Genomic DNA, 6,957 nt, shown 5'->3' with positions numbered 1-6,957 from the left:
CCTGGGATTCCGCCGCACCGGCGGCGACCCGGTGTACGATGCCATGGAGTGGACTCCCGCAGAATGAGGAAGGGGAACGATGGACCCGTCGCTCTACATGGTTGAGACCTTCGCTCCCCACCTCCACACCCGCTTCGAGGTGGAGGTCGAGCCCGGGACCTCTCTCCCCCTCGAGCTGATCGAGGTGGAGCGCGGGCCCGCTCATCCCCGCGCCCTGATGTTCTGGCTCCTGTTCCGCGGTCCCGCCGCTCCCCTGCTCCCCCAGCGTACCTATCGCCTCCAGCACTCCGTCCTGGGCGAGATGGACTTCTTTTTGGTGCCGGTGGCCGGCGACCCTCAGGGCGTCACCTATCAGGCCGTCTTCAACCGCATGATCAAGGACGCTCCCGCCCGCCCATGAACCCGGAAGAAGTGACCCTGCGCCCCGTCCAGCCCGGCGACGAAGCCTTTCTGCTCCAGGTCTACGCCTGCACGCGCGCCGCGGAAATGGCCATGGTCCCCTGGTCGGCGGAGCAGAAGGCCGCCTTCGTGCGCATGCAGTTCGAGGCCCAGCTCCACCACTACCGCGCCCAGTATCCCCAGGCCGAGCATTCCATCATCCAGCACCAGGGACGCGACGTGGGCCGCCTCTACCTGGAGCGCGCCCCCGAACACATCCACATCCTCGATGTCACCGTGCTGCCCGAGCATCGCGGCGCCGGCCTCGGCACCCTCCTGCTCCGCCGCCTCATGGAGGAGGGCGCGCGCGCCCGCCTGCCGCTCTCCATCTACGTGGAGAGCTTCAATCCCTCGCAGCGGCTCTTCGCCCGCCTCGGTTTCCGGAAGCAAAAAGAAGAGGGCATCCATTGGCTGTTGCAATGGATGCCCGCGGAGTGATCTGGCGCCCGGCTAGAGGCGGTTGACTACCGCCGTGTAGGTCGTCTGCCGCAGCGTCTTGGAAGGAACCACGAACAGCAGGAACGTGCCCAGGGGCGGAGCCGAGAACTGGTAGGTCCCCTGCTCCAGCGCTTTGCCTCCCTGCTGCTGGAAGCTGAGCGAGAAGGCCGTGCGGGAGCCCGGATTCTGCTTGCTCAGGTCGCTCACCGCCGTCAAGCGCAGCCCGAGCCGATGCCCCTGGCTGTCGGTGACCACAAAACTCGAGCCGATCAGCGGCTGGAACATCTGCGGCGTGAACTGGTAGAGCGAGATGGTCTGATACTGCGGCTGGTCGCCCAGCCAGGCGTTGGCCGGGTCCGACGCCCTTCCCGCCGGCCCTCCGGCATCGGCCGCCGGCGCCTGCGCGGCCGCCTGCAGAGGCAGGGCCGCGGCGGCGGCCAGGAAGGCTCCCGTCGTCGCCAGAAACGCCCGCCGTGAACTCTTGCTCATGCTCCCCCTCCTCCCCGGAACGCCGCCACACTCTAGCGTTCTCCGGGCGTGATCACAAGTTGTTGCCGGGTAAGTAAACCGCCTTGACAGGGGCGGTGGGGAGAGGGCATAGTACCACGCGTCCCTTCCCCTTCGCCAGCAGCAACGCAGGATATTTTCAGCAGTCCCCGACCGGCGGCAGGCTTGCCTTCCCCGCCGGCGATCCAACCGGCGACGCGCTCCCCGCGTCCCCGGAGCAGGAGGGATGGATGTCGCAACCCTACGTCGGTGAGATCCGCATGTTCGCCGGCAACTTCGCCCCTGCGGGTTGGGCGTTTTGCCAGGGCCAGTTGCTTCCCATCTCCGAGAACGAGACTCTCTTCAATCTGATCGGCACCACCTATGGCGGCGACGGCCAGGAGACCTTCGCCCTGCCCAACCTGCAATCTCGCGTGCCCATCCACGCGGGCACGCAGGCCGGCATCCCCTATGTCCTGGCCCAGGCCGCCGGCGAGGAGTCGGTCACCCTCACGACCAGCCAGATCCCGGGGCACACCCACGCTCCTCAGGCCTTTTCCGGCACCGGCGGCCAGAACAGCCCCGCCAACGGCGTGTGGGCCTCCTCCGGCTCCAAGAGCCTGTATTCCACCGCCGCTCCCAACACCGCCATGGCCGCCAACGTATTGGCCTCGAGCGGCGGCTCCCAGCCTCACGACAACATGTTGCCGTTCCTGGTGATCAACTTCATCCTCTCCCTGTTCGGGGTCTTCCCCAGCCCGACCTAGAGCCCGGCGGGGGTTCGCAAGTCTTAGGAGACGCTTATGGGAACGCCGTTCCTCAGTGAGATCAAGATCATCAGTTTCAACTTCGCCCCCAAGGGCTGGGCCCTGTGCAACGGGCAGATCCTGCCCATCAACCAGAACCAGGCCCTGTTCGCCCTGCTGGGCACCACTTATGGCGGCAACGGGCAGACCAATTTCGCTCTGCCCAACCTGCAGGGCCGCGTCCCCGTCCACATGGGCTCGGGCTTCACTTTGGGCCAGGTCGGCGGCGAGGCCGCCCACACCCTCATCATCTCCGAGCTGCCCGCTCACACCCACCAGGCCGTGGGCTCCCCCGCCAATCCCACCTTGCCCAGCCCTGCGGGAAACCTGTGGTGCGCGAACCCGAGCCTCTACAACGGCAGCTCCAACACCGCCATGAATGCGGCGGACATCACCTCCACCGGCGGCAGCCAGCCCCACGACAACATGTCGCCCTATCTGGTCCTCAACTTCATCATCGCCCTGCAGGGGATCTTCCCCTCGCAGAACTAGGCGGAGACGAGGCATCGCCATGGCCGACAACTTCGTAGCTGAGATCCGGATCTTCCCCTTCAACTTCGCTCCCACCGGCTGGGCCTTCTGCGACGGCCAGCTCCTGCCCATCAGCCAGAACACTGCCCTCTTCTCCCTGGTCGGCACTTTCTACGGCGGCGACGGCAAGAGCACCTTCGCGCTTCCCAACCTGGAGGGCTCCGCCCCCATGCAGCAGGGTCAGGGTCCCGGCCTCAGCCTGCGCGTCCAGGGCGAGATCGGCGGGGAGCAGTTCGTCACCCTGCTGCAGACCGAGATGCCGGCGCACAGCCACGGCGTGCAGTGTCTCCCCGGCACAAACAACTCGGCCAGCCCCACCAACAACGCCTGGTCCTCGGGACAGAAGGGATTCGGCAATGTCTACGCCCCCTCCAACCCGCCGACCAATGTGCAGATGAACCCCTTCGCCCTCGCCATCACCGGCGGCAGCCTGCCCCACAACAACATGCCGCCCTACCTGACCCTGAACTTCTGCATCGCCTTGCAGGGCATCTTCCCGGCGCGCAGCTAGCCGCGGCCCTGCCGGATCCCGGGCCCGGGAGATGTCATCTCCCGGGCCCTTTGCCCTTTCGGACGGTTTCCTTTTGGATTGTCATCCTGAGGGAGCCCGAGCGTCCCGGGTCCCGCTCTGCGGGAAACGGGGAAAGCAAGGGCGACCGAAAGACCCCTATCGCCGCGACGAGCCATCGCTGTGCCCTCCGGCATTCCCGTGTCTCCGATTGGGTACAATAGGCGCTCGCCGCCTGGCCATCTCCACCCCCATGTCCCCGCCTCCCAAGCCGACTCCGCCCGCTGGGCCGGCGCCGGCCGCTCCCGAGCCGCTTCTCCTGGAGAGTGACCGCCCTCTCTCCCAGTCCCTGCTCTGGCAGCGCCAGCGCGACTTCTACGTCGAGCGGGGCCCCAAGGCCTGGAGCGAGGACCTGGTCCCGCAGTACATCACCAACAATCCCTTCTTGGCCGAGATCCAGGCCGGGCTGGTCGCCGCCTTCCTCGAGGATTGCCAGCAAGCCGAGGCCGGCGCGCCCGCGCTCTCGCCCGCCCACCCTCTGCGCATCCTCGACCTGGGCGCCGGGCCCGGCCGCTTCGCCTGCCTCTTCCTGCGCCACCTGACCGCCCGCCTCGCGCAGCGCGGCCTCGCCCCCGGGAGCATTCGCTACTGTATGGCCGACTGCGCCCCCGCCTCGCTCGCCGCCTGGCGCGCCAATCCCTACCTCGCCGACTTCGCCGCCCGCGGCCTGCTCGACTTCGCTCTGTATGAGAGCGGCCAGCCCCTCGCTTCTCTGCTGGCCGGCGCAGCCCCGGGCGCGCTGGTGCTGATCGCCAACTACCTCTTCGACAGCCTGCCCCAGGACGCCTTCGTGATCTCCGCGGGCGCCATCTCCGAGGCCCTGCTCACCACCCGCTCTCCGCAGCCGGGCGCGGGCACCACCCCGGCCCTCTCCCAGCTCCAGTTGAGCTGGCGCAACGTTCCCCTGCGCCCCCAGCGTTATCCCGATCCCTCCTGGAACCAGATCCTCGAGCACTACCGCAGTCGCCTGCCCGCCGCCACCGTGCTCTTCCCCACCGCCGCGCTCCAGCTCTTGGAAGAGGCCCGGCGCGCTGCCGCCCATGCCCCGCTGCTGCTGCTGGCCGCCGACAAGGGCTACACTGCTGAGGACGACCTGGCCCTCTCCCAGGGCCCGCCCACCCTGGAATTCCACGGCCCCGACTGCTTCTCCCAGACGGTGAACTTCGACGCGCTGGCGAAGTACGTCAGCGCCGGGGGCGGCGCCGCGCTCCTGCCCGACAAGCGCTCCGCCAACCTCAGTCTCTGCGCCTTCCTCCGCGGCCGCCGCGGCGAGCGCTTTCCGCAGACCGCCGCCGCCTACCGCGAATCCCAGCAGGCCTTCGGCCCCGACGACCTCTTCAGCCTGCTGGGCTGGCTGAATGCGCAACTGGAGAGCCTCTCCCTGCCGCAGGCGCTGGCGGTGCTGCGCCTCACCCGCTGGGACCCCATCGCCCTGCTGCGCCTCTTTCCCGTGATCACGCGGCAGCTTGGCGGCGCGGCGCGCGAGCGCAGCGACCTGCGCCAGGCGGTGCTGCGCACCTGGGCCAACCGCTTTCCCGTCCATCCCGACGAGAACGTCCTCGCCTTCGATTGCGGGGTGATCCTGCTGGAGTTACGCTACTTCGCCGACGCCCTGCCCCTCTTCCAGGCCTCGGAGCAGATGCTGGGCCGCTCCGCCGCTACCAGCTACAACCTGGGCCTGTGCGCCCTGGGATTAGGACGCTCCGACGACGCCCTGGCCTTCCTGCGCGCCGCCTGCGAGCTGGACCCTGACTTCGAGCCCGCCCGCTCCTCCCTGCGCAAGCTGGAGGGGAAGGGCTAGCCGTTCGCGACCTTCGCAAGCGCGGAGTGCCCACTCAGCCCGCTTTTGGCTTGAGTGGGGAAGTTCGGGGTGGTCCGCTCAGGCCCGCTTTTCTCTCGCATCCCGAGCGCAGCGAGGGACTGCGGCCAATGGACGCCTTGTATCAGGGCGCGGCTTCAGCCGTGCCATGACCCGCTTCCTCTAGCATTGTCATCCCGAGCGAGCGCGAAGGAGCGCACGCGACCGAGCGCGAACGAGGGAACCATGTTTTTCCGTGGACGTCGACGCCCCCACTCCAGCCAACCCCGGGCTTGGCGAGGGATATAGGCGTTTTCGGGCGTGGGGCGCGACACCCGCCACCACCGCTCTCGCAAGTTCACCCATGCGTCCAAACCACGAGAAAACGTCCCGTCTGTCCCCGGTTTCCCCGGTTTCCGCCCCCGGTCTTGCTTTGCATCTGGGTCTTGTTGGTGAGATTGCCCCAGGCATCCACCGTGTAAGTGTCGCCCCAGTTCGTCCCGTCGGTCCACGCCGCGGTGATGCGGTTGAGCGCGTCGTAGGTGAAGTTCTGGCTGCGGTTCAGGTCGCGGTTGTTGGCGATCCGCACCAGCGTGCCGTTGTCCACCGGCGCCTGCGCCGTCCCGCTGTTGAAGCTGTAGCTCAGGTCCAGCACCGTCCCCGCCGACGACGAGGCGTGAATGCTCGCCGGCTGCAGCCGGTTGTTGAAGCTGTTCGCGGTCACGATCCCGGCAAACGTCCCGCTGGCTCCGTAGGTCACCCCCGCCAGCTCGCCCGGCGGCGCGTAGCTGGCCGCCGTCGCGTAGTTGACGCCGTTGGCCTGGTCCACCGCCGCCGCCACCCGGTTCAGCGCATCGTAGCTGTAGCCGGCCGAGCGCGCCGCGTCGCGGTTGTTCAGGATGGCGTACACGTTGCCGTTGTCGTTCCCGCCCAGGTGGAAATCATACGTCAGGCTGAGGACGGTCTGGCTGCCCGAGCCCGTGGTCGCCGCCGAGAGCAGACTGGGCTGCAGGCGCTTGTTGTATTGATTCGTCGTAGTGATCCCGGCGAAACTCCGCGTCACGCCGCCACTCGGCATCTCTCTCTTTGCGGTTACTTTGGATTTCTGCCTCCGCACGCCCAACGCTTCTCAACGTCTTTTTCTTCTGCCGGAGACTTCATTCCTTTCTGGAGAACTACCACATCGCTGATTCTGGTGGGGTCGATCTTGTAGCGATAAGCGTTTGAGTGCCCAAAGGTGCCGCCACTCACAAAAATACCTTGCACCGTTAAGTTGACGATTCCGGCACCCTTGGGCATTTTCCTAAGGGACTTGGCTGATGTGTCTTCTAGAGCGGTAGGCATGTCCAACCACACTTTTCCTTGGTCTAGGCAATCAAGGCAGTATAGTTCTGACCATTCGAACCCGTATCTGTACGTAGCTCGGATGGTGACCTCCTTGCCACTGTACTTCTCTGGATTCCGAATCAGATCGCAGAACGTCGGTAACGATTGTGAGCAAATGCCACCCGTTAGCACGGAAATGATAATGGCCCACGTGAATAGCCTCATATTGACATCCCTCTCACACATTCCTCCAGATCAGTGGCAATCGCAGCCAGGGCCGTACTTTGGCACACGATCCGGGTTTTCCTTAGAATAGCGATCCGTATCGCCGGCAGTTCGATGATAGAGGTCGCGGACGATCTTCTCGACAGCCGCATTCACGCGATCCACGTTGTGCCAGCTGGCGGGTGGCCCACCTTTCGCGGGAGAGTATATCCCGAAAGCAGAACGACCGGGGGTGCCCCATCCTTTGCCGGCCCGGAGCGCAAGCGAGGGGCGCTCTTGGCAAAGGGTGGGAAGAAGAACGACACGTGCGGGCGGGGGCGTGGGCCGCGCGGCCCCGATCT

At 66.5% G+C, this 6,957-nt stretch carries 9 protein-coding genes; 6 read left to right on the top strand and 3 right to left on the bottom strand.

Features of this window, described 5'->3' with window-relative positions; all coding sequences use genetic code 11:
• Window positions 1-79: 79 nt before the first annotated feature.
• Together VEG08_15375 and VEG08_15370 are read left to right on the top strand one after the other, a co-directional pair.
• A complete protein-coding gene (locus VEG08_15375) occupies window positions 80-400 on the top strand; it encodes a hypothetical protein (GenBank protein ID HXZ29375.1) in 321 nt (106 codons plus the stop codon).
• The gene (locus tag VEG08_15370) at window positions 397-876 is read left to right on the top strand and encodes a GNAT family N-acetyltransferase (protein ID HXZ29374.1); all 480 of its coding nucleotides are present in this window, start codon (window positions 397-399) and stop codon (window positions 874-876) included. The genes VEG08_15375 and VEG08_15370 overlap by 4 nt, the downstream gene beginning before the upstream one ends.
• Before the next feature lie 12 nt (window positions 877-888).
• On the opposite strand, the gene VEG08_15365 is transcribed toward VEG08_15370, so the two are convergent.
• The gene (locus VEG08_15365; GenBank protein HXZ29373.1) at window positions 889-1,365 is read right to left on the bottom strand and encodes a hypothetical protein; all 477 of its coding nucleotides are present in this window, start codon (window positions 1,363-1,365) and stop codon (window positions 889-891) included.
• A gap of 248 nt (window positions 1,366-1,613) precedes the next feature.
• Here VEG08_15365 and VEG08_15360 point away from each other — a divergent pair, with 248 nt between their 5' ends.
• From VEG08_15360 to VEG08_15345, 4 genes are all read left to right on the top strand, one after another.
• Window positions 1,614-2,129: a tail fiber protein gene (locus VEG08_15360; protein HXZ29372.1), complete on the top strand. Its 516-nt coding sequence runs from the start codon at window positions 1,614-1,616 to the stop codon at window positions 2,127-2,129.
• 36 nt (window positions 2,130-2,165) lie between these two features.
• Window positions 2,166-2,660 carry a tail fiber protein gene (locus VEG08_15355; protein HXZ29371.1) on the top strand — a complete coding sequence of 165 codons (495 nt, stop codon included), beginning with the start codon at window positions 2,166-2,168 and terminating at the stop codon, window positions 2,658-2,660.
• A 19-nt stretch (window positions 2,661-2,679) separates the two neighbouring features.
• The gene (locus tag VEG08_15350; GenBank protein ID HXZ29370.1) at window positions 2,680-3,210 is read left to right on the top strand and encodes a tail fiber protein; all 531 of its coding nucleotides are present in this window, start codon (window positions 2,680-2,682) and stop codon (window positions 3,208-3,210) included.
• Window positions 3,211-3,460: 250 nt separating this feature from the next.
• Window positions 3,461-5,068 (top strand): SAM-dependent methyltransferase, encoded by a 1,608-nt coding sequence (locus tag VEG08_15345; protein HXZ29369.1) that lies wholly within the window; start codon window positions 3,461-3,463, stop codon window positions 5,066-5,068.
• Between the two features lie 355 nt (window positions 5,069-5,423).
• On the opposite strand, the gene VEG08_15340 is transcribed toward VEG08_15345, so the two are convergent.
• Window positions 5,424-6,143 carry a hypothetical protein gene (locus tag VEG08_15340; protein HXZ29368.1) on the bottom strand — a complete coding sequence of 240 codons (720 nt, stop codon included), beginning with the start codon at window positions 6,141-6,143 and terminating at the stop codon, window positions 5,424-5,426.
• A gap of 14 nt (window positions 6,144-6,157) precedes the next feature.
• Window positions 6,158-6,415, bottom strand: a complete 258-nt coding sequence (locus tag VEG08_15335; protein HXZ29367.1) for a hypothetical protein — start codon at window positions 6,413-6,415, stop codon at window positions 6,158-6,160.
• Between the last annotated feature and the right edge of the window lie 542 nt (window positions 6,416-6,957).

It is taken from the genome of Terriglobales bacterium, from assembly GCA_035624475.1.
Lineage (GTDB): Bacteria > Acidobacteriota > Terriglobia > Terriglobales > Acidobacteriaceae > DASPRL01.
The sequence above is the reverse complement of the archived record's forward strand: the minus strand, read 5'-3'. Positions and strand labels throughout refer to the sequence as shown.

Bases quoted from the DNA above. Each gene is read 5' to 3' on its own strand.
- VEG08_15340 (HXZ29368.1), bottom strand. From the start codon at position 6,143: ATGCCGAGTGGCGGCGTGACGCGGAGTTTCGCCGGGATCACTACGACG.
- VEG08_15365 (HXZ29373.1), bottom strand. From the start codon at position 1,365: ATGAGCAAGAGTTCACGGCGGGCGTTTCTGGCGACGACGGGAGCCTTC.
- VEG08_15350 (HXZ29370.1), top strand. From the start codon at position 2,680: ATGGCCGACAACTTCGTAGCTGAGATCCGGATCTTCCCCTTCAACTTC.
- VEG08_15375 (HXZ29375.1), top strand. From the start codon at position 80: ATGGACCCGTCGCTCTACATGGTTGAGACCTTCGCTCCCCACCTCCAC.
- VEG08_15360 (HXZ29372.1), top strand. From the start codon at position 1,614: ATGTCGCAACCCTACGTCGGTGAGATCCGCATGTTCGCCGGCAACTTC.
- VEG08_15355 (HXZ29371.1), top strand. From the start codon at position 2,166: ATGGGAACGCCGTTCCTCAGTGAGATCAAGATCATCAGTTTCAACTTC.
- VEG08_15370 (HXZ29374.1), top strand. From the start codon at position 397: ATGAACCCGGAAGAAGTGACCCTGCGCCCCGTCCAGCCCGGCGACGAA.
- VEG08_15345 (HXZ29369.1), top strand. From the start codon at position 3,461: ATGTCCCCGCCTCCCAAGCCGACTCCGCCCGCTGGGCCGGCGCCGGCC.